The following is a 21,814-nucleotide window of genomic DNA, read 5'->3' as shown; positions in this document are numbered from 1 at the left end:
CAAGCAAGAATGGCTAAGGTATTCGCGATTGCGAACCAGAAAGGTGGTGTGGGTAAAACCACCACCTGTATCAACCTCGCAGCATCCCTGGTCGCCACCAAGCGTCGGGTGCTGTTGATCGATCTCGATCCACAGGGCAACGCCACCATGGGTAGCGGTGTGGATAAACACGGCCTTGAAAACTCGGTCTACGATTTGCTGATTGGTGAATGTGACCTGGCCCAGGCCATGCACTATTCCGAGCACGGTGGTTACCAACTGCTGCCGGCCAACCGCGATTTGACCGCGGCGGAAGTGGTGTTGCTGGAAATGCAGATGAAAGAAAGCCGTCTGCGCAGCGCCTTGGCACCTATCCGCGAGAATTACGACTACATTTTGATCGACTGCCCGCCGTCGCTGTCGATGCTCACACTCAACGCGCTGGTTGCCGCCGATGGGGTGATTATCCCCATGCAGTGCGAGTACTTCGCCCTTGAGGGCTTGAGCGACCTTGTGGATAACATCAAGCGTATCGCCGAGTTGCTCAACCCGAACCTGAAAGTCGAAGGCCTGCTGCGGACCATGTATGACCCGCGCCTGAGCCTGATGAACGATGTCTCGGCGCAGCTCAAGGAACATTTTGGCGATCAGTTGTACGACACCGTGATTCCACGCAACATCCGCCTGGCCGAAGCACCAAGCTATGGCATGCCCGCGCTGGCGTACGATAAATCCTCGCGTGGTGCCATTGCCTACCTGGCGCTGGCTGGCGAGATGGTTCGTCGTCAACGCCGCAATTCACGCACCGCTGCAGCCCAGCCAACTTAAGGAATCCCCATGGCCGTCAAGAAACGAGGTCTCGGACGTGGACTGGATGCACTCCTGAGTGGTCCGACCGTCACATCGCTTGAAGAACAAGCGGTGCAGGCCGACGAGCGCGAGCTGCAGCACTTGCCCCTGGACCTGATCCAGCGCGGCAAATACCAGCCACGCCGGGACATGGATCCCCAGGCGCTGGAAGAACTGGCCAACTCGATCAAGGCCCAGGGTGTGATGCAGCCCATTGTGGTGCGCCCGATTGGCGGTGGCCGCTTTGAGATCATCGCCGGTGAGCGTCGCTGGCGCGCCAGCCAACAGGCAGGCAAGGAAACCATCCCGGCGATGGTGCGTGATGTGCCGGATGAAACTGCCATCGCCATGGCGTTGATCGAGAACATCCAGCGTGAGGACCTCAACCCGATCGAAGAAGCGATCGCGTTGCAGCGTTTGCAGCAGGAATTTCAGCTGACCCAGCAACAAGTGGCCGAGGCGGTCGGAAAATCCCGTGTCACGGTTTCCAACTTGCTGCGTCTGATCGCCTTGCCGGAAGTCATCAAGACCATGTTGTCCCATGGCGACCTGGAAATGGGCCACGCTCGTGCTTTGCTGGGTTTGCCGGAAAATCAACAGGTTGAAGGGGCGCGACACGTTGTCGCACGAGGGCTCACCGTTCGTCAGACCGAGGCCCTGGTTCGCCAGTGGCTCAGCGGTAAACCTGCACCGGTTGAAACCGCCAAACCTGATCCGGATATCGCGCGCCTCGAGCAGCGCCTGGCCGAGCGGCTAGGCTCTGCGGTGCAAATTCGCCACGGCAAGAAGGGCAAAGGCCAACTGGTCATCGGATATAACTCCCTCGATGAGCTTCAGGGCGTCCTTGCCCACATCCGCTGAAACATTTGCTTATGTAGCGCGTGATCGGAAATCACTACCCGACAGTTGAATAGGGGCAGAACCGCCCCTATACTCTGCGCGCATTTTGTCGGCACAAATTATGCCAAGTTATTGATTTCCGGCAGCCGACCATTGAGGAGCAAGAGTGATGGAAACCCGCACGCCAAACACGTTGCCGTTCCATCGCTTGGCTGTTTTTCCGGTTTTGTTGGCTCAATTTGTCATTTTGCTGATCGCCGCTTTGGCGCTTTGGTACTGGCATGGAGTCGTAGCCGGATATTCAGGACTCTGCGGAGGCCTGATAGCCTTGCTGCCCAATATGTATTTTGCTCACAGGGCCTTTCGGTTTTCCGGCGCCCGAGCAGCCCAGGCTATCGTGCGGTCTTTTTATGCCGGCGAAGCAGGGAAACTGATTTTGACGGCAGTGCTGTTTGCACTGACCTTTGCAGGTGTGAAGCCATTGGCGCCGCTGGCTGTATTCGGCGTCTTCGTGTTGACCCAACTGGTCAGCTGGTTCGCTCCCCTGCTAATGAAAACAAGACTTTCGAAACCTTAGGGCGTTTGAGGCAACCATGGCAGAAACAACCGCTTCGGGCTATATCCAGCACCACTTGCAGAACCTGACCTTCGGTCAGCTTCCTAATGGCGGCTGGGGCTTTGCCCACACCGCAGCAGAAGCCAAAGAAATGGGTTTCTGGGCTTTCCACCTGGATACTCTGGGTTGGTCGGTCGCATTGGGTCTGATCTTCGTCCTGATTTTCCGCATGGCGGCAAAGAAGGCGACTTCCGGTCAGCCAGGTGCTTTGCAGAACTTCGTTGAAGTATTGGTCGAATTCGTCGATGGCAGCGTGAAAGACAGCTTCCATGGCCGTAGCCCGGTGATTGCACCGTTGGCACTGACCATCTTCGTCTGGGTATTCCTGATGAACGCCGTCGACCTGATCCCGGTGGACTGGATCCCTCAGTTGGCCATGGCGATCTCTGGCGATCCGCACATCCCATTCCGTGCCGTATCCACCACTGACCCGAACGCTACCCTGGGCATGGCCCTGTCGGTGTTCGCGTTGATCATTTTCTACAGCATCAAGGTCAAGGGCATCGGCGGTTTCATCGGCGAACTGACCCTGCACCCGTTCGGCAGCAAGAACATCTTCGTTCAAGCCCTGCTGATCCCGGTGAACTTCCTGCTGGAATTCGTGACCCTGATCGCCAAGCCGATTTCCCTGGCTCTGCGACTGTTCGGCAACATGTATGCCGGCGAGCTGGTGTTCATTCTGATCGCTGTGATGTTCGGCAGCGGTCTGCTCTGGCTTAGCGGCCTGGGCGTAGTACTGCAGTGGGCGTGGGCTGTGTTCCACATCCTGATCATTACCCTGCAGGCCTTCATCTTCATGATGCTGACCATCGTCTATCTGTCGATGGCGCACGAAGAGAACCATTAAGACCAGTCTCGACTAGTCTGATGTCCTTCCCGGTCAAACGGGAAGGTGGCCCAACAGGGCTATGAAACGATTTGTTTTACCGCTTTAAAATCTAAAAAACCTAAACCATACGACGTAAAAGTCGGGAGGAAAGATGGAAACTGTAGTTGGTCTAACCGCTATCGCTGTTGCACTGTTGATCGGCCTGGGCGCCCTGGGTACTGCCATTGGTTTCGGCCTGCTGGGCGGCAAATTCCTGGAAGGCGCAGCGCGTCAGCCAGAAATGGTCCCAATGCTGCAAGTTAAAATGTTCATCGTCGCCGGCCTGCTCGACGCCGTGACCATGATCGGCGTTGGTATCGCACTGTTCTTCACCTTCGCGAACCCCTTCGTTGGTCAACTCGCTGGCTAATCACTCGAATTTTCGAGTGATTGGGGTGATGGACAACGAATGAGCGAGGTGTTGGCGTGAACATTAATGCAACCCTGATTGGCCAATCCGTTGCGTTCTTCATTTTTGTAGTGTTTTGCATGAAGTTCGTGTGGCCTCCGGTCATCGCGGCTTTGCACGAACGTCAGAAGAAGATCGCGGATGGTTTGGACGCTGCCAGCCGTGCAGCTCGCGACCTGGAGTTGGCCCACGAGAAAGTGGGTCAGCAACTGCGCGAAGCTAAAGCACAGGCAGCCGAGATCATTGAGCAAGCCAAGAAACGCGGTAACCAGATCGTCGAAGAGGCTGTTGAAAAAGCCCGCGTCGAAGCTGACCGTGTGAAGGCTTCGGCTCATGCCGAGATCGAACAGGAACTGAACGGCGTCAAAGACGCGCTGCGTGCCCAACTGGGTGCTCTGGCGGTCGGCGGTGCTGAGAAGATCCTCGGTGCCACAATCGATCAAAACGCGCACGCGGAGCTGGTTAACAAACTGGCTGCTGAAATTTAAGCGAGGGCGATCATGGCAGAACTGACCACGTTGGCCCGACCTTACGCTAAGGCAGCCTTCGAGCACGCCCAGGCCCACCAGCAGCTGGCCTCTTGGTCAGCCATGCTCGGCCTGGCTGCAGCAGTGTCGCAAGACGACACCATGCAGCGCGTGCTCAAGGCCCCGCGCCTGACGAGCGCAGACAAGGCCGCCACTTTTATTGAAGTGTGCGGCGACAAGTTTGATGTGAAGGTGCAGAACTTCATCCACGTCATTGCCGAAAACGACCGTCTCCCGCTATTGCCGGAGATCGCCGCTCTGTTCGACCTGTACAAGGCCGAAGCAGAGAAATCGGTAGACGTTGAAGTGACCAGTGCTTTCGCATTGAACCAAGAACAGCAAGACAAACTCGCCAAGGTTCTCAGTGCACGACTCAATCGGGAAGTGCGCCTGCAAGCTTCGGAGGACGCATCCCTGATTGGTGGTGTTGTTATCCGTGCCGGCGACCTGGTTATCGATGGCTCGATTCGCGGCAAAATCGCGAAACTTGCCGAAGCATTGAAATCTTGAGTTTGAAGGGGCAGCAGAGCAATGCAGCAACTCAATCCTTCCGAAATAAGTGAAATTATCAAGGGCCGCATCGACAAGCTCGATGTGACCTCCCAAGCCCGTAACGAAGGCACTGTCGTCAGCGTATCTGACGGCATCGTGCGGATTCACGGTCTGGCCGACGTAATGTACGGCGAGATGATCGAGTTTCCGGGCGGCGTCTACGGTATGGCCCTCAACCTGGAGCAAGACTCCGTAGGTGCCGTTGTATTGGGCGCGTACACCAGTCTGGCTGAAGGCATGAGCGCCAAGTGCACAGGCCGCATCCTGGAAGTTCCGGTTGGTAAGGAACTGCTGGGTCGCGTAGTCGACGCACTGGGTAACCCTGTTGACGGTAAAGGTCCACTGGGCAACACCGAGACCGACGCGGTCGAGAAAGTTGCTCCAGGCGTGATCTGGCGTAAGTCGGTAGACCAGCCTGTACAGACTGGCTACAAGGCTGTCGATGCCATGATCCCGGTCGGCCGTGGCCAGCGTGAGCTGATCATCGGTGACCGTCAGATCGGTAAAACCGCTCTGGCGATCGACGCGATCATCAACCAGAAAGACAGCGGCATTTTCTGCGTCTACGTAGCCATCGGTCAGAAGCAATCGACCATCGCCAACGTGGTTCGCAAGCTGGAAGAAAACGGCGCCCTGGCCAACACGATCATCGTGGCTGCCAGTGCTTCGGAATCTCCTGCGCTGCAATTCCTGGCACCGTACTCCGGTTGCACCATGGGTGAATTCTTCCGCGACCGCGGTGAAGACGCGCTGATCGTTTATGACGATCTGTCCAAGCAAGCAGTGGCTTACCGCCAGATTTCCCTGCTGCTGCGCCGTCCACCAGGCCGTGAAGCCTACCCAGGCGACGTGTTCTATCTCCACTCCCGTCTGCTGGAGCGCGCTTCCCGCGTTTCGGAAGAATACGTAGAGAAGTTCACCAACGGCGCAGTGACCGGCAAAACCGGTTCCCTGACCGCACTGCCGATCATCGAAACCCAGGCTGGCGACGTTTCCGCGTTCGTTCCGACCAACGTGATTTCCATCACTGACGGTCAGATCTTCCTGGAATCGGCCATGTTCAACTCCGGGATCCGTCCTGCTGTGAACGCAGGTGTTTCGGTATCCCGTGTGGGTGGTGCCGCTCAGACCAAGATCATCAAGAAGCTCTCCGGTGGTATCCGTACCGCTCTGGCTCAGTACCGTGAACTGGCGGCATTCGCCCAGTTCGCTTCTGACCTGGACGAAGCGACCCGTAAGCAACTTGAGCATGGTCAGCGCGTTACCGAGCTGATGAAGCAGAAGCAATACGCCCCAATGTCGATCGCTGACATGGCGTTGTCGCTGTATGCCGCTGAGCGTGGGTTCCTGACCGACGTTGAAATCGCCAAGGTCGGCAGCTTTGAACAAGCGCTGATTGCTTACTTCAACCGCGATCACGCCGAATTGATGGCGAAGATCAACGTGAAGGGTGACTTCAATGACGATATCGACGCTGGCATGAAAGCCGGTATCGAGAAGTTCAAGGCCACCCAAACCTGGTAAGCCGCAGCGGGAGCCGCAAGGCTCCCGCTTGCTAACCTGATAGGTGTTACATGGCAGGCGCAAAAGAGATTCGCAGTAAGATTGCGAGCATCAAAAGCACGCAAAAAATTACCAGCGCCATGGAAAAAGTGGCGGTCAGCAAAATGCGCAAGGCACAAATGCGCATGGCTGCTAGCCGTCCTTATGCGGAGCGTATCCGCCAGGTAATTGGGCATCTGGCCAACGCCAACCCGGAATACCGCCACCCGTTCATGATCGAGCGCGCCGTCAAGCGTGCAGGTTATGTGGTAGTGAGCAGTGACCGTGGTTTGTGCGGTGGTCTGAATACCAACCTGTTCAAGGCCCTGGTCAAGGACATGGCGGTAAACCGCGAAAACGGCGTCGAGATCGATCTGTGTGTGGTGGGTAGCAAGGGTGCGGCCTTTTTCCGCAACTTCGGCGGTAACGTCGTTGCAGCTATCAGCCATCTGGGTGAAGAGCCGTCGATCAATGATTTGATCGGCAGTGTGAAGGTGATGCTGGATGCGTACCTGGAAGGCCGTATTGACCGCCTTTCCGTGGTATCCAACAAGTTCATCAACACCATGACCCAGCAGCCAACCGTGGAGCAATTGATTCCACTGGTGGCGACTCCGGATCAGGAACTCAAGCACCACTGGGACTACCTCTACGAACCAGACGCCAAAGAGCTGCTTGATGGCTTGATGGTGCGCTACGTGGAGTCGCAGGTGTACCAGGCGGTGGTCGAGAACAACGCAGCTGAACAAGCGGCGCGGATGATCGCGATGAAAAACGCTACCGATAACGCCGGTGATCTGATCAGCGATTTGCAGCTGATCTACAACAAGGCGCGTCAGGCTGCGATCACCCAAGAGATCTCGGAAATCGTCGGCGGCGCTGCCGCGGTTTAACGGTTCAAATATTCAGAGGATCCAGCTATGAGTAGCGGACGTATCGTTCAAATCATCGGCGCCGTTATCGACGTGGAATTTCCACGCGACAGCGTACCGAGCATCTACAACGCGCTGAAAGTACAAGGCGCGGAAACTACCCTGGAAGTTCAGCAGCAGCTGGGCGACGGCGTAGTTCGTACCATTGCGATGGGTTCCACCGAAGGCTTGAAGCGCGGTCTGGACGTTGTCGACACTGGCGCTGCCATCTCCGTACCGGTCGGTAAAGCGACCCTGGGCCGGATCATGGACGTACTGGGCAACCCGATCGACGAAGCTGGCCCGATCGCTACCGAAGAGCGCTGGGGCATTCACCGCGCAGCACCTTCGTTCGCAGAACAAGCGGGCGGCAACGACCTGCTGGAAACCGGCATCAAGGTTATCGACCTGGTTTGCCCGTTCGCCAAAGGCGGTAAAGTCGGTCTGTTCGGTGGTGCCGGTGTAGGCAAGACCGTAAACATGATGGAACTGATCCGTAACATCGCCATCGAGCACAGCGGTTATTCCGTGTTCGCAGGTGTGGGTGAGCGTACTCGTGAGGGTAACGACTTCTACCACGAGATGAAGGACTCCAACGTTCTGGACAAAGTGGCACTGGTTTACGGTCAGATGAACGAGCCGCCGGGAAACCGTCTGCGCGTAGCACTGACTGGCCTGACCATGGCCGAGAAGTTCCGTGACGAAGGTAACGACGTTCTGTTGTTCGTCGACAACATCTACCGTTACACCCTGGCCGGTACTGAAGTATCCGCACTGCTGGGCCGTATGCCTTCTGCAGTAGGTTACCAGCCGACCCTGGCTGAAGAGATGGGCGTTCTGCAAGAACGTATCACTTCGACCAAGGAAGGTTCGATCACCTCGATCCAAGCGGTATACGTACCTGCGGATGACTTGACCGACCCGTCGCCAGCCACCACCTTCGCCCACTTGGACGCCACCGTCGTTCTGTCCCGTGACATCGCTTCCCTGGGTATCTACCCAGCGGTCGATCCACTCGACTCGACTTCGCGCCAGCTGGATCCGAACGTGATCGGCCAGGAGCACTACGACACCGCTCGCGGCGTTCAGTACGTGCTGCAGCGTTACAAAGAACTGAAGGACATCATTGCGATCCTGGGTATGGACGAGCTGTCGGAAGCCGACAAGCAGTTGGTAAACCGTGCTCGTAAGATCCAGCGTTTCTTGTCGCAGCCGTTCTTCGTGGCTGAAGTCTTCACCGGTGCCTCGGGTAAATACGTTTCCCTGAAAGACACCATTGCTGGCTTCAAAGGCATCCTCAACGGTGACTACGACCACCTGCCAGAACAAGCGTTCTACATGGTTGGCGGCATCGAAGAAGCGATCGAGAAAGCCAAGAAACTGTAATCCAGGCGCCCGGCAACGGGCGCTCATCAGGTTGAGGCAATCAGATGGCTATGACAGTCCATTGCGATATCGTCAGCGCGGAAGGGGAAATTTTCTCCGGTCTGGTCGAGTTTGTAACAGCGCACGGCGACTTGGGTGATCTTGGTATCGCCATGGGTCACGCCCCGCTGATCACAAGCTTGAAGCCAGGTCCGATCACTCTGACCAAGCAAGGCGGGGAAAAAGAGGTGTTCTACATCTCTGGTGGTTTCCTCGAGGTTCAGCCGAACATGGTCAAGGTACTTGCCGACACCGTGCAACGTGCTGGCGACCTGGATGAAGCCTCCGCTCAGGAAGCCGTCAAGGCTGCCGAGAAGGCCCTGAACGAAAAAGGCGCAGACTTCGACTACAGCGCTGCTGCAGTTCGTCTGGCCGAGGCTGCAGCTCAGCTGCGCACGCTCCAGCAGATCCGCAAGAAGTAAGCGGCCTTGCCGTTACACTTCATGCGTGATTGATTAAAAAGGGTGGCCTCGGCTACCCTTTTTCTTTTTTTGCAAAACACTTCTTTGGTCTGAACCCGGACCGCCCAGGATTGGTAGCCATTCATGTCTCTTGAAATCGTCATTCTCGCCGCAGGCCAGGGCACCCGTATGCGTTCAGCCCTGCCCAAGGTGCTGCACCCGGTCGCGGGTAACTCCATGCTGGGTCATGTTATCCACAGCGCCCGGCAATTGGACCCGCAACGTATTCATGTGGTGATCGGCCACGGTGCAGACGTGGTCCGTGAGCGTCTGGCTGCGGACGATCTGAATTTCGTATTGCAAGACAAGCAACTGGGCACCGGCCACGCTACCGCGCAAGCTGTGCCCTTCATTACCGCCGACACGGTGCTGATCCTCTATGGCGATGTACCGCTGATTGAAGTAGAAACCCTGCAACGACTGCTCAAGCACGTAGTGCCTGGCCAGATGGGCTTGCTCACCGTTGAGTTGGACGACCCTACCGGCTATGGCCGCATCGTGCGCAATGCCGACGGCAAGGTTGCCGCGATCGTCGAGCACAAGGACGCCAGTGAAGCCCAGCGCGCCATTACCGAAGGCAACACCGGCATTCTTGCCGTACCTGCCGATAAGCTGGGCGACTGGATGAGCCGTCTGTCCAACAACAATGCCCAGGGCGAGTACTACCTCACCGATGTCATTGAGATGGCCGTCAGCGATGGCCTGGTGGTCGCCACTGAGCAGCCCCACGACCCGATGGAAGTGCAGGGCGCCAACGACCGCAAGCAGCTTGCAGAGCTGGAGCGTCACTACCAGTTGCGTGAAGGCCTGCGTCTGATGGCCCAGGGCGTGACCCTGCGTGACCCGGCGCGTTTCGATGTGCGTGGCGACGTAACAGTAGGCCGCGACGTGCTGATCGATATCAACGTGATCCTCGAAGGCCGGGTGATCATTGAAGACAATGTGGTCATCGGCCCGAACTGCGTGATCAAGGACAGCACCTTGCGCAAAGGCGTGGTCGTCAAGGCCAACAGCCATGTCGACGGTGCCGTGATGGGTGAGGGCAGCGATGCGGGGCCGTTTGCGCGCTTGCGTCCAGGTAGCGAGCTGGGGGCCAAGGCCCATGTGGGTAACTTTGTCGAACTGAAAAACGCACACCTCGGCGAAGGTGCAAAAGTCGGTCACCTGACTTACCTGGGCGATGCCGTCATCGGCGCCCGCACCAACATTGGTGCCGGTACCATCACCTGCAACTATGACGGTGCCAACAAGCACCAGACCACCATTGGTGAAGACGTGTTCATCGGCTCCAATAACTCGCTGGTTGCTCCTGTGACCATCGGTGATGGTTCCAACACCGCAGCAGGCTCGACCATCAACCAGGATGTGGATAAGTCCCAGCTGGCTGTAGCCCGCGCCCGTCAACGCAATATCGACGGTTGGAAACGCCCGGTAAAAATCAAGAAGACCTGAGTTATCCACAGCCTTGGCAGCGTCAAAACTCCAATGTGGGAGGGGGCTTGCTCCCGATGGCGGTGTGTCAGTCACCTGATGAGTTGACTGGTTCACCGCCATCGGGAGCAAGCCCCCTCCCACATTTGCCGGTGTTGTTTCGAAAAATAGTTATCGCCCCCGCTTGACGATCTTTCGCCAATAGGTTTTGATTGCCTTCGTTATCTTTCGGAACGAAACTTATCACTGCCATGTCGAAACGAAATACTCCCCAGCGACGCCACAATATCCTGACCTTGCTCAATGAACAGGGCGAAGTCAGCGTGGACCAACTGGCCAAGCGTTTCGAAACTTCGGAAGTCACCATCCGCAAGGACTTGGCCGCCCTCGAAAGTAACGGCCTGCTTCTGCGTCGCTACGGTGGCGCAATCACCATGCCCCAAGAGCTGGTGGGCGACGCCGCCCAGCCCATCTCGGCCTACAAGCGTGCCATCGCACGTGCGGCCGTGGTGCGCTTGCGTGAACATGCGCGCATCATCATCGACAGCGGCAGCACCACCGCCGCCATGATTCCGGAACTCGGTCATCAACCCGGGCTGGTGGTTATGACCAACTCCTTGAATGTGGCCCGCGCCCTGAGCGAACTGGAACATGAACCGGTGCTGTTAATGACCGGCGGTACCTGGGACCCGCATTCGGACTCGTTCCAGGGGCAGGTTGCCGAGCAGGTGCTGCGTTCTTACGATTTCGATCAGTTGTTCATTGGCGCCGACGGCATCGACTTGCAGCGCGGCACCACCACCTTCAACGAACTGCTGGGCCTGAGCCGGGTGATGGCTGAGGTCGCCCGTGAAGTGGTGGTGATGGTCGAGTCCGACAAGATTGGCCGCAAGATTCCCAACCTGGAGCTGCCCTGGAGCAGCGTCCATACCCTTATTACCGATGATCGCCTGCCACTTGAGGCCCGCGACCAGATCCAAGCCCGCGGCATTACGCTGATATGCGCGGCAGTCATCTAGGAGAAACACCATGTGTGGAATTGTTGGCGCAGTCGCCGAACGTAACGTAACTGCTATCCTGATCGAAGGCCTCAAGCGCCTGGAATACCGCGGCTATGACAGCGCAGGCGTGGCTGTCTTCACCAACGCCGGCAAGCTGGAGCGTATGCGCCGCCCGGGCAAGGTCAGCGAGTTGGACCAGGCTCTGGCCGGCGAGCCTCTGGCGGGTCGCCTGGGTATCGCCCACACCCGTTGGGCCACCCACGGCGCGCCGTGCGAACGCAACGCCCACCCGCATTTTTCCGGTGACCTGGCGGTGGTGCACAACGGCATCATCGAAAACCACGAAGTGCTGCGTGAGCAACTCAAGGGCCTGGGCTACGTGTTCACCTCGGACACCGACACCGAAGTGATCGCCCACCTGCTCAACCACAAGCTCAAAGACCACAGTGACCTGACCACGGCCCTCAAGGCCACAGTCAAAGAGCTGCACGGCGCCTACGGCCTGGCCGTGATCAGTGCCAGCCAGCCTGACCGCTTGGTTGCCGCGCGCAGTGGCAGCCCATTGGTAATCGGCTTGGGCCTGGGCGAGAACTTCCTTGCCTCCGACCAACTGGCCCTGCGCCAGGTGACCGACCGTTTCATGTACCTGGAAGAAGGCGATATTGCCGACATCCGCCGTGAAAGCGTACAGATCTGGGACGTTGACGGTCAGTCGGTCGAGCGTGAAGCCGTGCAATACCGCGACGGTGCCGAAGCCGCCGACAAAGGCGAGTTCCGCCACTTCATGCTCAAGGAAATCCACGAGCAGCCATCCGTGGTGCAACGCACCCTGGAAGGTCGCCTGAGCCAGAACCAGGTGCTGGTCAACGCCTTCGGCCCGCAAGCCGCCGAACTGTTCGCCAAAGTGCGCAATGTACAAATCGTTGCCTGTGGCACCAGCTACCACGCCGGTATGGTCGCGCGTTATTGGCTGGAAGAATTGGCCGGCATCCCCTGCCAGGTCGAAGTCGCCAGCGAGTTCCGCTACCGCAAAGTGGTGGTGCAGCCAGACACCCTGTTCGTGACCATCTCCCAGTCCGGCGAAACCGCCGACACCCTGGCTGCCCTGCGCAACGCCAAGGAGCTGGGCTTCCTCGGCAGCCTGGCCATCTGCAACGTCAGCATCAGCTCCCTGGTGCGTGAATCCGACCTGACCCTGCTGACACAGGCTGGTCGCGAAATCGGCGTGGCCTCCACCAAAGCCTTCACTACCCAATTGGTAGGCCTGTTGTTGCTGACCCTGTCCCTGGGTCAAGTACGCGGCACCCTCGCCGAGGGCGTCGAAGCCACTCTGGTGGAAGAACTGCGTCGTCTGCCGACCCGCCTGGGTGAAGCCCTGGCCATGGACAGCACCGTGGAAAAAGTCGCCGAGCTGTTCGCCGACAAGAACCACACCCTGTTCCTCGGCCGTGGCGCGCAATACCCGGTGGCAATGGAAGGCTCGCTGAAACTCAAGGAAATCTCGTACATCCACGCCGAAGCCTACCCGGCCGGCGAGCTGAAGCACGGCCCATTGGCCCTGGTGGATGACGATATGCCAGTGGTTACCGTGGCGCCGAACAACGAACTGCTGGAGAAGCTCAAGTCCAACCTGCAGGAAGTACGCGCCCGTGGCGGCCAATTGATCGTCTTCGCAGATGAAAAGGCAGGCATGACCAATGGCGAGGGCACCCACGTGATCAACATGCCGCACATCCACGACACGCTGTCGCCGATCCTCTACACCATCCCGCTGCAGTTGCTGTCGTACTACGTTGCGGTGCTCAAGGGCACCGACGTTGACCAGCCGCGTAACCTGGCTAAGTCGGTGACGGTGGAGTAAGGCTTACTGACGTACCCAAAAGGGGCTGTTTTCAACAGCCCCTTTTTTACGTTTTGGATTCGCTTAATTCAAGGATGCGTACTGATGCAACACCCTTCTGCTACTGTCCACGCACGTTTGCACGATCGTCGGTTTGCGGTCGCGAACAACGCCCAAGGGGTGTCCGGCACCGGCACCGTGTTTCATTACCAAATCGAAGATGGCGTGATTTCGAGCACTTACCACGGTGGCCGGATTCGCGTGGGCACGCAGGTCGGGCGGGTGACCGGTGCAGAGACCATCGAGCTGCTATTTCAGTGCGTAACCCTGGAAGGTGAACTGCGCGCGGGGTGGTCACGTGGCACGGTAGGCGTGGATCACGCCGGGCGCACCACGCTGAGTTTCGTTTGGGGCTGGCTATCGGGTGCGATAGGCGGAGGGGAGTCTAGCTATGTCGAGATCACTGCTGCACCAGTTTCAGACTTTGCTTAAACCCTGAAAGCACCACAAGTCCAAGGTGGGAGGGGGCTTGCTCCCGATTGCGGTGTATCAGCCAGCATAGGCAGTTACTGACAAACCGCTATCGGAGGCAAGCCTCCTCCCACATTTTGATCTTCATTGGTGCTGAAAAAGGGATGGGGTCAGGTCCACCAGTACCGCACAAGATGAAAGAAAATCGGCGCCGCAAAGCACACCGAATCCAGCCGATCCAGCATCCCACCGTGCCCTTCGATCATGTGCCCCCAGTCCTTCACGCCGCGGTCACGCTTGATCGCTGACATCACAATCCCGCCGGCAAAGCCCAGCAAGTTGATCAGCAGCGCGATCAGGAACGACTGCCAAGGGTTGAACGGCGTGGTCCACCACAGCGCTGCACCGATCAGTGAAGACAACAGGATCCCGCCGACAAAACCTTCCACGGTTTTCGACGGTGACAGGTTGGGCGCGATCTTGTGTTTGCCGAACAGCTTGCCGCATACGTACTGCAGCACGTCCGAGAGTTGCACCACGATCACCAGGTAAGCGATCAACAACAGGTTACGGCCTTCGTAGCCGGGGATGTCCAACGTCAGCAGGGCAGGGACGAAGGACACGCAGAACACCGCGATCATCAGCCCCCATTGCACCTTCGAGGCGCGTTCCAGGAAGTGTGTGCTGTCGCCGCCAAGGGAGGCGAGGATCGGCAGCAGCAGGAACACGTACACCGGGATGAAGATCGAGAACAGCCCATACCAGTCGGCGTAGATCAGCACGTATTGCAGCGGCAGGGCCAGGTAGAACGCGGCCACCAGGGCCGGGTAGTCGCTGCGCCTGGTGGGTGTGAGAGTGAGGAATTCACGCAGGGCGTAGAACGACACGGCGTAGAACAGCAGGATCACCGCACCGGTGCCGAGCCACAAGGCGATGCCGATCACCACCACCATCACCCACCAGGCGTTGATGCGGGCGTTGAGGTTGTCGATGACTGCGTTGGGGCTGCCACGGGTGCGCAGCTTGAGGATCAGGCCGATCAGCGAGGCGATGACCAGGATCGCGCCGATGCCGCCGAACAACATCAGGGTTTGGCTATCCATTTCAGGAGTGCTCCGGGGCGAGGGCGAGCAGGGCGGCGCGGGTGCGGGCGAGGAATGCGGCTTTGTCTTCGCCTTCTTCCAATTGCAGGGGGGCACCGAAGCTGGTTGTGCATAACAACGGCAGTGGCAGCACGCGCCCTTTGGGCATAACCCGGTTGAGGTTGGCTATCCACACGGGAACCAACTCGGCCTGTGGGTAACTTTTTGCCAGGTGATACAAACCGCTTTTGAACGGCAGCAAGCCATCCTCAAGATTACGCGTGCCTTCTGGAAAGATGATCAGCGAGTCACCGCCTTCCAGAGCCGCGAGCATGGGCAGCAATGGGTTATCCACAGGCTCTTTGCGCTCGCGGTCGATCAGCACGCCATTGAACACCCGGTTGATGATGTAGCGGCGCAGCGCGCTCTTGTTCCAGTAATCACTGCCCGCCACCGGGCGTGTGAATTTGCGCAGGTTCTGCGGCAGCGACGCCCACACCAGCACGAAGTCACCGTGGCTGCTGTGGTTGGCGAAATAGATGCGTTGCACCGGTACTGGCGCGCACCCCAGCCACAGGCTGCGAGCGCCGGTGACGGTGCGGGCCATGGAGGTAATCAGCGTGGCGACCACGGGTTCGAACATGGGAATTCCTTATCCGGCGAAAGGCAGCCAAGGGCTGGCGAGGATGACGCCCAAAGTCAGCAGCGCTTGCGCGCCCAGCAACCAGGCTTGTTTACGCAATAGTTTAAGGGCGCCACGGCGGCGTTCGGTCCACGGCCGACCGGCTCGCTTGGACGATTGCAGGCCGAGGGTTTGCAGGGCCTGGTCAAGGTCTGGAGTGCGGGTAACGTCGCGGGCCAGCATGGCGAACAGGTCGGCGTCGAAGGCCACTCGCAGCGCCCAGTACTTTTGCAGCAGGCCCAGCACGATCATCCACAGGGCCAGCAGCAGGCAGATCGTCGAGATACTGGCCAACAACAATTGGGCGAGGCCGAACAGTATGCCGAGCAACGTCAGGCCTGTGGATAACTGATCCAGGGAACGGCCACGGCGTAGAAGGCTGGCAACTATCTGGAGTTCCATATCAGGGTGCATGGTGCAAACCCTCCAACGCTTTACGGTGTGCGGGGTGCAGGACCACAGAGGCCCGTGCTGTACGAATAATAGCCAGTGCTTCATCGACCGTGGCGGCTCGGCCAGTATTCAGCAGCCAGGCGGCGACAGCAGTGGCGCTACGGGAGTAACCGAGGGCGCAGCACACCAGCAAGGGGCCGCTCGTTCGCAGGCGTTCAATGGCGTGTGCGGCTTTCAGGCATTCGTCGGCTGTCGGGGTGACGAGGTCCAGTACCGGCACGCAGGCATAAGCGCGGCCCAGTGGATTAATCGGCAGTTCGGCGCACAGATCGACAATGGCCCTGAACGAGCCCTGCTCGCTGGCCGTAGGAATGCGCCCCAGCCAGACGTTATCCACAATCAGGTCCGGCTGTGGATGTTTGCGTGTCCACAGCCGCGAATTGACCCACGCACCCGCTAAATAAGGCGCATACAACCAGCGGGCTGCAGGCGTAAGGCGGCCATCCGCACGTTTTTGAAAGCCCGACGCGCCGATCACAAGGTAGTTGGCGGTGATCAAACCCAGGGAAACCGCTGGCCACAGCAGCCACAGCCAGCCGCCGCCCAGTACCAGGGCAAGTGCCAGCAGTAATAGCGTGCCCAGCCCGTAGCGCACAGCCAGGCGCCAGCGTTGGGTATCCCGCGTCAACCGCGCACTCAACAATGGGCTCGGGTGCTCCACTGGCCATAACCACACGCACAGCCACCCCGCGAGGGCGCCTGTGGGTAAGTCGATAAAGTGATGTTGATAAGTGGTCAGCACCGAGATGCCGATCAGCGCAAACCAGCCGTTCACCACCCAGCGCCAGCCCCCCTGGGTGTGCCGCTGGTACATGACCCACAGGATCACCAGCAGTGCGATATGCAGCGAAGGTGCCTGGTTGAACGGTTTGTCGAAACCGGCCAGCACCGCGAATAGCCAGCCAAACACCCCGTCCAGCTCTGGCCGCTCAAAGGTGAAGCGCAGCGGCCAGATCAGGAAGCAGCTGACGGCAATCACCTGCGCACTCAGCAGGCGCAGTGCATGTTGTTTCAGCTCATGCCGTGTATTGGGCAGCAGCAGAGAGAAGCCGTAGAGCAGGTCGATGGACCAATAGGGCACGATGGTCCAGGCCCAGAACGGCATATGGCTTTCCCAGCCGAACACCAGCGTGCCGACGTCGCTGCGCTGGCTGGTGACCCAGGTGGCGAAGCCGTAGGTGCTGAAAAACAGCGGCGCCAACAGCAGCAGCCAGAGCACCGCTGGTTTCAATAAGCCGGGTTCGCGCATGTTCAGATCTTCTGTGCCAGGGACACAGTGAAAATGCCCCATTCATCCACGCGCTGGGTGATCTTGCGAAAGCCTGCGGCTTCAACCAACTGGTCCATTTCCGCCTGGCTGCGCCGACGCATCACCCAGGCCTGGCCCTGGCGGTGGCTGGTGAGCGCGCGGGCAATCAGCTCCAACTGCGGGTGCCACGGCTGCCCGGTGTAGACCAGGTAACCCCCCGGCTCCACGGCGTCGGCCAGCCCCGCCAGTGAACCACCGACCATGGCGTTATCGGCGAACAACTCATACAGGCCAGACACCACGGCCAGGGTCGGCTTGGGGTCCAGGGCGGCCAGGTCAGCGCGGTCGAACGCATCGCCTTTGACGAACTGGGCGATGTCCCCCAAGCCCTTCTCGCGAATCAGCGCGCCACCGTCGCGCACGTTGATGTCGCTGTAGTCGCGCAGCAGGATCGACTCCGGCAACGGCGATACGCCCTGCAAGGCTTCAAGGATGTAACGGCCGTGGCCGGCGGCGATATCGACGATACGGACCTCGCGGTGCTCGTCACGCAGCTTGGTCATGGCCAGGCGCAGCAGTTCCTCGACGTTCAGCTTGCGCTGGCGAATACCGCGCCAGCCAATGGAGTTGAGGTAGTTGGTGTCGATCATCCGCCCCAGCCCGCCCTTGCCGGTAGGCTTATTGCGATACACGTAGTCCAGCGTGCTGCCGGAGTCGAAACCGGTGTCGAAGCCCAGTTTCACGCCGTCCGACAGGTTCTTGCCCAGGCCCATGCTGGCGCGGGTCATGCGCCAGTAGAGGTCGCGCAGGGAATTGCGTGGCAGTGGCGCGGCGAGGGATTCGGATTCGGCGCACGTGGCGCCGAGTTTATCGGCGTCCAGTAGAGAGGCGCGGTCCAGCGGGTGTACGAAGTTCTGCAGGATAAAGCGTTTGGCGCTGCTCACGGCCACGGCTCGGTCACGTTCACCGAGGGTGTCGTGGAAAAACCCAGGGAGGATATGCAGCTCTTTTTTCAGGCTGCCGAGGCGGTCGAAAAATTGCTGCTGGGGTTTACGGTGCACCACAAAATCGGAGCCGGAGATAAGCAACTGGATTGGCACCTGGATCGCCTGGGCGTCGGCTACAACCCGGTCGGCCGCTTCGTACAGGCCAAGCAGCACATTCACCGAGATGGCTTTGGTGATCAGCGGGTCGCTGTCGTAGGACGCCACCCGTTCCGGGTCATGGCTGAGGAACTTGGCCTTGACGTAGCTGTTGACGAAAAAGTTGCCGCGAAACCTGCGCATCAGGGCCAGGCCCGGGCGGGCGAAGGGCACGTACAGCTTGACCTTGAAGGCGGGCGAGGCGAGCACCAGGGCGCGGATCTTCGGCGCGTAATCGTGAACCCAGGTGGCCGCGATCACTGCGCCGACGCTTTGGGCGATCACGGCCAGGTTTTGCTCTTCGATGCCGTAGGTGGCGCCGATATGGTCGCAGAAGGTCTGCACATCACGGGCACTGGTGGCAAAGCTGGGGCTGTCGCCGCGCTCGCCGGGGGATTGGCCGTGGCCGCGGGCGTCCCAGGCGAAGAAATCAAACCCCGGCAAGTCCAGTTCATCCACCAGGTGGGCAATACGTCCGGAGTGCTCATGGCCGCGATGGAACAACAGGATTGCCTTGCGCGGCCCGGCGTCTGCCGTGGCCGGCCAGTGCCGGTAGAAAAGCTCGACGCCATCATGGGTACTGAAGGTGTGCTCTTGCTGTTCGCGCATCGCAAATTCCTTATGCAGAAGGGGGAGTTTGTGGCTGTTCTTTGAGGCCCTGGCGCACCCGGTTGACCAAGGTATAGGCGAGCAGGGCGGCGACCAGCCACATCACCGCCTCGACCCAACCGGCGCCGAGCCAGCCCAGCGCCACGCCGGTGGCCAGTACACCCAGTACAAAAGCCCGATCACTCTTGCCCATCGGCCCGTCATAGCGACGCGAGGCGCCCACCATCGGCCCCAACACACCGGCGTACTCGCTGAAGACCGCAAGCAGTGTCACCAGCACCACCGGCACCGGGCTCACGCCGGGGATCAGGGCAAAGGGCAGGATCAGCGCGCTGTCGGCGATCACATCGCACAGTTCATTGAGGTAAGCGCCGAGGCGTGACTGCTGGCCGAACTCCCGAGCGAGCATACCGTCGATGGCGTTGAGGGCCATGCGCACGATCATCCATAAAGGGATCAACGCAAACAGCCAGAGGTGTTGGGCGAAGCCTGCGATCAACAACCCCACCAGCAGGGAAATAACGCCGGCCAGCACGGTGATCTGGTTGGCGGTGGTGCCGTTGTCGTAGAGGCGCTGCACAAGCGGGCGCAGCAGGTTTTGAAACCGCGGTTTGAGTTGGTAGATGGAAATCATGGGGTGGCGCTTCCTTGTCCGTGAACCCGCGAAAAGCTGTTTCGGAGTGTGCCGATTAATCGCAGCCGACACCAGTGATGGCTCGTGTTTATAGGGGGTTAGTCACACTCCAGAGAGCACAGCAAAACAAATGTGGGAGGGGGCTTGCCCTCGATTGCGGTGTATCAGTAACTAATCAGTCGACTGACACACTGCTATCGGGGGCAAGCCCCCTCCCACAAGGGATTCAGAGTGGATGCAAAAGCGAACAAAAATTTCACGCTTCGTGTTATATCGTAACGAATTGTGTGCAAGTGGGCATTGAGCGGATGCAGGTGGATTTAGAAGCTGACGGCGCCTCCGTAGAAGGCCTGGCGCGTTTTCAGCAAGGGCTGTTCCATGCCCGTCGGTTACGCCAAGCGGGTATCAGCCTGACGACCCTGGCGATCAGCGGATGGGTGTTGGCGCTGTTCGTGGCGTTGTTTGCGCCACTGTCGATCTGGCCGGTGGTGTTGATCAACTGCGCTTCGGCCCTGCTGCTGTTGGTGGCTGGGTTGCAGTCGGCCTGGTGGGTGGCTGATTGGCGTGCCCAGGCGCTGGAGGTGCCGAGCGCTGAGTTGATTGAGCAACCCATTGAGCCCACTGCCTGGCACAAGGGGCTGATCAACCGTTTCGGCAACGGCCTGCTGGCGCAGGTTGGCGCACCGGTGCTGTGGTTGGCGGGCTGGTCGTTGCTGGCGTTGGTCAGCGTTATCCAGTTCTGGAACCTGGCCTTGCCTGCTGCGGCCATCGGTCAGTCCGCCAGCATCGGTGCGGCGCTGGCATTGGGGCTGGCTTTTGGCTTGCTGGTGTTCGAGCGTCGCCTGGCCCAGGAAACCGCCGCCCAGTGGCCGGAAGCTTCACAGCTGGCGCAGTTGAGTCGGGTGGCGATTATCTGCCTGGTGCTGAGTGCCATCTGCCTGTTGTTTGCCAATGCCGAGTCGGTGTGGCCGCTGCGTCTGGCGACACTCGTCGGCCTGTTGCCGGCGCTGGTGGCGCTGGAGTTCCTGCTGCGGGGCGTGCTGTCGCTGTTCAGCCCGCGCCAGCCGCGCCTTGAGCCGCGCTTGATGGCGCAGAGTTTTATCGCCGGCCTGCTGCGTTGGCCGCCACAACCGTTGCTGGCGTTGCAGCATGAATTGCACAACCGTTTTGGCATCGACCTGCGCCAGATCTGGGCCTTCACCTACATGCGCCGGGCTTTCCTGCCGGTGTTGCTGGTGGTGCTGACGGTAGGCTGGGCGCTGACCGGCGTGCATGAAGTCCCCCTGCAAGGGCGTGGGATTTATGAGCGCTTCGGCAAACCGGTCGAGGTGTTCGGCCCCGGCCTGCATACGGGTTTGCCGTGGCCGCTGGGTCGCGTACTCAACGTGGAGAACGGCGTGGTGCATGAGTTGGCGACCAGCGTCAGCGAAGCCGCCACACCGGAGCTGGCCGCTGCCGAAGGCCCGGCGCCGTTGATTGCCAACCGCCTGTGGGACGCCAGCCATGTGAATGACAAATCCCAGGTCATCGCCAGCAGCAGCGGCGATAAGCAGGGCTTCCAGATCGTCAACATGGACGTGCGATTTGTCTACCGCATCGGCCTCACCGACCAGGCTGCGCTTGCCGCCACTTACAACAGCGCGGACATACCCACCCTGATCCGCAGCACCGCCAGCCGCATCCTGGTGCATGACTTTGCCTCGCGCACTCTCGACGAATTGCTCGGTGAACAACGCACCAGCCTCGCCGAGGAGATTGGCCGAACGGTGCAAGCAGACCTGCACACCCTCGACAGCGGGGTGGAGATCCTCGCCACGGTGGTTGAAGCGATCCACCCACCGGCTGGCGCCGCCAATGCTTACCACGGTGTGCAAGCCGCCCAGATCGGCGCCCAGGCACTGATCGCCCGTGAACGTGGCGCGGCCAGCGAGCAGACCAACCAGGCGCTGCTGCAAGCCAGCACCGTCCGTGATCAGGCCCAGGCCGGCGCCCGCGAAGTGAATGCCGGCGCGCAAGCGGCGAACCTGCGCTTTGCCGCCGAACAAAAAGCCTATGCCGCTGCGGGCCAGGCTTTCGTGCTGGAACAGTACCTGAGCCAACTGAGCCTGGGCCTGGCCCACGCCAAGCTGCTTATTCTGGATCATCGTTTGGGCGCCGACAGTGCGCCGACGATTGATCTGCGTTCTTTTACTTTGCCCGCCGATCCACTGGCGCCGCGCAAAGCCGTTCAATAAGGAGTCT

General features: G+C 59.5%; 22 protein-coding genes. 16 read left to right on the top strand and 6 right to left on the bottom strand.

Annotated features, from left to right (window positions below):
• The first annotated feature begins 9 nt into the window (after positions 1 to 9).
• From E3O56_RS02140 to E3O56_RS02070, 15 genes are all read left to right on the top strand, one after another.
• Positions 10 to 807: a ParA family protein gene (locus E3O56_RS02140; protein ID WP_005792605.1), complete on the top strand. Its 798-nt coding sequence runs from the start codon at positions 10 to 12 to the stop codon at positions 805 to 807.
• 9 nt (positions 808 to 816) lie between these two features.
• The gene (locus E3O56_RS02135; RefSeq protein WP_016970690.1) at positions 817 to 1,689 is read left to right on the top strand and encodes a ParB/RepB/Spo0J family partition protein; all 873 of its coding nucleotides are present in this window, start codon (positions 817 to 819) and stop codon (positions 1,687 to 1,689) included.
• Between the two features lie 148 nt (positions 1,690 to 1,837).
• Positions 1,838 to 2,245, top strand: coding sequence for a F0F1 ATP synthase subunit I (locus tag E3O56_RS02130; RefSeq protein ID WP_010565865.1), 408 nt, complete (start codon positions 1,838 to 1,840; stop codon positions 2,243 to 2,245).
• A 16-nt stretch (positions 2,246 to 2,261) separates the two neighbouring features.
• Positions 2,262 to 3,131 carry a F0F1 ATP synthase subunit A gene (atpB, locus tag E3O56_RS02125; RefSeq protein WP_003195886.1) on the top strand — a complete coding sequence of 290 codons (870 nt, stop codon included), beginning with the start codon at positions 2,262 to 2,264 and terminating at the stop codon, positions 3,129 to 3,131.
• A gap of 133 nt (positions 3,132 to 3,264) precedes the next feature.
• Positions 3,265 to 3,522: a F0F1 ATP synthase subunit C gene (atpE, locus tag E3O56_RS02120; RefSeq protein WP_002555987.1), complete on the top strand. Its 258-nt coding sequence runs from the start codon at positions 3,265 to 3,267 to the stop codon at positions 3,520 to 3,522.
• A 56-nt stretch (positions 3,523 to 3,578) separates the two neighbouring features.
• The gene (locus tag E3O56_RS02115; RefSeq protein WP_003195835.1) at positions 3,579 to 4,049 is read left to right on the top strand and encodes a F0F1 ATP synthase subunit B; all 471 of its coding nucleotides are present in this window, start codon (positions 3,579 to 3,581) and stop codon (positions 4,047 to 4,049) included.
• Positions 4,050 to 4,061: 12 nt separating this feature from the next.
• The gene (locus E3O56_RS02110; protein ID WP_003195833.1) at positions 4,062 to 4,598 is read left to right on the top strand and encodes a F0F1 ATP synthase subunit delta; all 537 of its coding nucleotides are present in this window, start codon (positions 4,062 to 4,064) and stop codon (positions 4,596 to 4,598) included.
• Positions 4,599 to 4,619: 21 nt separating this feature from the next.
• The gene (gene atpA / locus E3O56_RS02105) at positions 4,620 to 6,164 is read left to right on the top strand and encodes a F0F1 ATP synthase subunit alpha (protein ID WP_003195831.1); all 1,545 of its coding nucleotides are present in this window, start codon (positions 4,620 to 4,622) and stop codon (positions 6,162 to 6,164) included.
• Positions 6,165 to 6,214: 50 nt separating this feature from the next.
• Complete coding sequence (gene atpG / locus E3O56_RS02100) at positions 6,215 to 7,075, top strand: F0F1 ATP synthase subunit gamma (protein ID WP_005792602.1); 861 nt, start codon at positions 6,215 to 6,217, stop codon at positions 7,073 to 7,075.
• A 27-nt stretch (positions 7,076 to 7,102) separates the two neighbouring features.
• Positions 7,103 to 8,479 carry a F0F1 ATP synthase subunit beta gene (gene atpD, locus E3O56_RS02095; RefSeq protein WP_003195827.1) on the top strand — a complete coding sequence of 459 codons (1,377 nt, stop codon included), beginning with the start codon at positions 7,103 to 7,105 and terminating at the stop codon, positions 8,477 to 8,479.
• A 44-nt stretch (positions 8,480 to 8,523) separates the two neighbouring features.
• Complete coding sequence (locus tag E3O56_RS02090) at positions 8,524 to 8,940, top strand: F0F1 ATP synthase subunit epsilon (protein WP_005792601.1); 417 nt, start codon at positions 8,524 to 8,526, stop codon at positions 8,938 to 8,940.
• 123 nt (positions 8,941 to 9,063) lie between these two features.
• Positions 9,064 to 10,431 (top strand): bifunctional UDP-N-acetylglucosamine diphosphorylase/glucosamine-1-phosphate N-acetyltransferase GlmU, encoded by a 1,368-nt coding sequence (gene glmU / locus E3O56_RS02085; protein WP_248127740.1) that lies wholly within the window; start codon positions 9,064 to 9,066, stop codon positions 10,429 to 10,431.
• 230 nt (positions 10,432 to 10,661) lie between these two features.
• On the top strand, positions 10,662 to 11,429 hold the full coding sequence (locus tag E3O56_RS02080; RefSeq protein WP_032878617.1) for a DeoR family transcriptional regulator: 768 nt from the start codon (positions 10,662 to 10,664) through the stop codon (positions 11,427 to 11,429).
• A 10-nt stretch (positions 11,430 to 11,439) separates the two neighbouring features.
• The gene (gene glmS / locus E3O56_RS02075; RefSeq protein ID WP_005792598.1) at positions 11,440 to 13,272 is read left to right on the top strand and encodes a glutamine--fructose-6-phosphate transaminase (isomerizing); all 1,833 of its coding nucleotides are present in this window, start codon (positions 11,440 to 11,442) and stop codon (positions 13,270 to 13,272) included.
• A gap of 84 nt (positions 13,273 to 13,356) precedes the next feature.
• On the top strand, positions 13,357 to 13,743 hold the full coding sequence (locus E3O56_RS02070; protein WP_032878619.1) for a hypothetical protein: 387 nt from the start codon (positions 13,357 to 13,359) through the stop codon (positions 13,741 to 13,743).
• 149 nt (positions 13,744 to 13,892) lie between these two features.
• Here E3O56_RS02070 and E3O56_RS02065 read toward each other — a convergent pair whose 3' ends face one another.
• From E3O56_RS02065 to E3O56_RS02040, 6 genes are read right to left on the bottom strand one after another with little or no spacing between them, the layout of a single operon-like run.
• Positions 13,893 to 14,825 (bottom strand): phosphatidate cytidylyltransferase, encoded by a 933-nt coding sequence (locus tag E3O56_RS02065; protein WP_248127738.1) that lies wholly within the window; start codon positions 14,823 to 14,825, stop codon positions 13,893 to 13,895.
• A gap of 1 nt (position 14,826) precedes the next feature.
• The gene (locus E3O56_RS02060) at positions 14,827 to 15,447 is read right to left on the bottom strand and encodes a lysophospholipid acyltransferase family protein (protein WP_223017799.1); all 621 of its coding nucleotides are present in this window, start codon (positions 15,445 to 15,447) and stop codon (positions 14,827 to 14,829) included.
• 9 nt (positions 15,448 to 15,456) lie between these two features.
• Positions 15,457 to 15,900, bottom strand: a complete 444-nt coding sequence (locus E3O56_RS02055) for a hypothetical protein (RefSeq protein WP_032878622.1) — start codon at positions 15,898 to 15,900, stop codon at positions 15,457 to 15,459.
• Positions 15,890 to 17,188 carry a phosphatase PAP2/dual specificity phosphatase family protein gene (locus E3O56_RS02050; RefSeq protein WP_248127736.1) on the bottom strand — a complete coding sequence of 433 codons (1,299 nt, stop codon included), beginning with the start codon at positions 17,186 to 17,188 and terminating at the stop codon, positions 15,890 to 15,892. Before E3O56_RS02050 ends, E3O56_RS02055 begins: the two co-directional genes overlap by 11 nt.
• Before the next feature lie 2 nt (positions 17,189 to 17,190).
• On the bottom strand, positions 17,191 to 18,939 hold the full coding sequence (locus E3O56_RS02045; RefSeq protein WP_248127734.1) for a bifunctional alpha/beta hydrolase/class I SAM-dependent methyltransferase: 1,749 nt from the start codon (positions 18,937 to 18,939) through the stop codon (positions 17,191 to 17,193).
• A 10-nt stretch (positions 18,940 to 18,949) separates the two neighbouring features.
• Complete coding sequence (locus E3O56_RS02040; protein ID WP_078822683.1) at positions 18,950 to 19,573, bottom strand: CDP-alcohol phosphatidyltransferase family protein; 624 nt, start codon at positions 19,571 to 19,573, stop codon at positions 18,950 to 18,952.
• A gap of 308 nt (positions 19,574 to 19,881) precedes the next feature.
• Between E3O56_RS02040 and E3O56_RS02035 the strand changes: the two genes are divergently transcribed.
• Complete coding sequence (locus tag E3O56_RS02035; RefSeq protein WP_032878627.1) at positions 19,882 to 21,807, top strand: protease modulator HflK; 1,926 nt, start codon at positions 19,882 to 19,884, stop codon at positions 21,805 to 21,807.
• Positions 21,808 to 21,814 lie beyond the last annotated feature (7 nt).

Origin of the sequence: Pseudomonas sp. W2Aug9, assembly GCF_023127755.1 — a bacterium.
Lineage (GTDB): Bacteria > Pseudomonadota > Gammaproteobacteria > Pseudomonadales > Pseudomonadaceae > Aquipseudomonas > Aquipseudomonas synxantha_A.
This window is presented reverse-complemented; position numbering and strand designations above follow the sequence as displayed.

What these genes read in the sequence shown, in the direction of transcription:
- E3O56_RS02140 (WP_005792605.1), top strand. Translation starts at nt 10, where the DNA reads ATGGCTAAGGTATTCGCGATTGCGAACCAGAAAGGTGGTGTGGGTAAA.
- atpE (WP_002555987.1), top strand. Translation starts at nt 3,265, where the DNA reads ATGGAAACTGTAGTTGGTCTAACCGCTATCGCTGTTGCACTGTTGATC.
- E3O56_RS02070 (WP_032878619.1), top strand. Translation starts at nt 13,357, where the DNA reads ATGCAACACCCTTCTGCTACTGTCCACGCACGTTTGCACGATCGTCGG.
- E3O56_RS02090 (WP_005792601.1), top strand. Translation starts at nt 8,524, where the DNA reads ATGGCTATGACAGTCCATTGCGATATCGTCAGCGCGGAAGGGGAAATT.
- glmU (WP_248127740.1), top strand. Translation starts at nt 9,064, where the DNA reads ATGTCTCTTGAAATCGTCATTCTCGCCGCAGGCCAGGGCACCCGTATG.
- E3O56_RS02055 (WP_032878622.1), bottom strand. Translation starts at nt 15,900, where the DNA reads ATGCACCCTGATATGGAACTCCAGATAGTTGCCAGCCTTCTACGCCGT.
- atpA (WP_003195831.1), top strand. Translation starts at nt 4,620, where the DNA reads ATGCAGCAACTCAATCCTTCCGAAATAAGTGAAATTATCAAGGGCCGC.
- E3O56_RS02050 (WP_248127736.1), bottom strand. Translation starts at nt 17,188, where the DNA reads ATGCGCGAACCCGGCTTATTGAAACCAGCGGTGCTCTGGCTGCTGCTG.
- E3O56_RS02065 (WP_248127738.1), bottom strand. Translation starts at nt 14,825, where the DNA reads ATGGATAGCCAAACCCTGATGTTGTTCGGCGGCATCGGCGCGATCCTG.
- atpD (WP_003195827.1), top strand. Translation starts at nt 7,103, where the DNA reads ATGAGTAGCGGACGTATCGTTCAAATCATCGGCGCCGTTATCGACGTG.
- atpG (WP_005792602.1), top strand. Translation starts at nt 6,215, where the DNA reads ATGGCAGGCGCAAAAGAGATTCGCAGTAAGATTGCGAGCATCAAAAGC.
- glmS (WP_005792598.1), top strand. Translation starts at nt 11,440, where the DNA reads ATGTGTGGAATTGTTGGCGCAGTCGCCGAACGTAACGTAACTGCTATC.
- E3O56_RS02035 (WP_032878627.1), top strand. Translation starts at nt 19,882, where the DNA reads ATGCAGGTGGATTTAGAAGCTGACGGCGCCTCCGTAGAAGGCCTGGCG.
- E3O56_RS02040 (WP_078822683.1), bottom strand. Translation starts at nt 19,573, where the DNA reads ATGATTTCCATCTACCAACTCAAACCGCGGTTTCAAAACCTGCTGCGC.
- E3O56_RS02060 (WP_223017799.1), bottom strand. Translation starts at nt 15,447, where the DNA reads ATGTTCGAACCCGTGGTCGCCACGCTGATTACCTCCATGGCCCGCACC.
- E3O56_RS02080 (WP_032878617.1), top strand. Translation starts at nt 10,662, where the DNA reads ATGTCGAAACGAAATACTCCCCAGCGACGCCACAATATCCTGACCTTG.
- E3O56_RS02130 (WP_010565865.1), top strand. Translation starts at nt 1,838, where the DNA reads ATGGAAACCCGCACGCCAAACACGTTGCCGTTCCATCGCTTGGCTGTT.
- E3O56_RS02135 (WP_016970690.1), top strand. Translation starts at nt 817, where the DNA reads ATGGCCGTCAAGAAACGAGGTCTCGGACGTGGACTGGATGCACTCCTG.
- E3O56_RS02045 (WP_248127734.1), bottom strand. Translation starts at nt 18,939, where the DNA reads ATGCGCGAACAGCAAGAGCACACCTTCAGTACCCATGATGGCGTCGAG.
- atpB (WP_003195886.1), top strand. Translation starts at nt 2,262, where the DNA reads ATGGCAGAAACAACCGCTTCGGGCTATATCCAGCACCACTTGCAGAAC.
- E3O56_RS02110 (WP_003195833.1), top strand. Translation starts at nt 4,062, where the DNA reads ATGGCAGAACTGACCACGTTGGCCCGACCTTACGCTAAGGCAGCCTTC.